At 57.1% G+C, this 254-nt stretch carries 1 protein-coding gene; it reads left to right on the top strand.

The features are described 5' to 3' along the window. Positions 1-254, top strand: a 254-nt coding sequence (locus SB725_RS32560; RefSeq protein ID WP_410923620.1) for a hypothetical protein, incomplete at both ends; no start/stop codon positions are given.

The following is a 254-nucleotide window of genomic DNA, read 5'->3' as shown; positions in this document are numbered from 1 at the left end:
AACCAGATCGGTCAAGCATTCGAACAGAACGGCACTTCCTGCACGCGCTTCACCAACGAGCTCGCGATGATCCGCTTCCTTCAGCGTGATTCGGCGGCGCTTGTGATCTTCGATGCTACGCAGAGCCAGATTTCCGCTATAGCGACGCTCAAGTGGCGCGCCTGTCATTTCCGTACTGACGTACCCGTAATGATGATTGGCCGTTCGTGGGATAGCGCCGCGATGGTCGATGCCCTCGATGCAGGCGTTGATGA

This window comes from Pseudomonas sp. SIMBA_041 (assembly GCF_046535095.1).
Taxonomy (GTDB): Bacteria; Pseudomonadota; Gammaproteobacteria; order Pseudomonadales; family Pseudomonadaceae; genus Aquipseudomonas; species Aquipseudomonas mucoides.
Note: the sequence above shows the minus strand (reverse complement) of the source record. Positions and strands in the feature narration are given on the sequence as shown.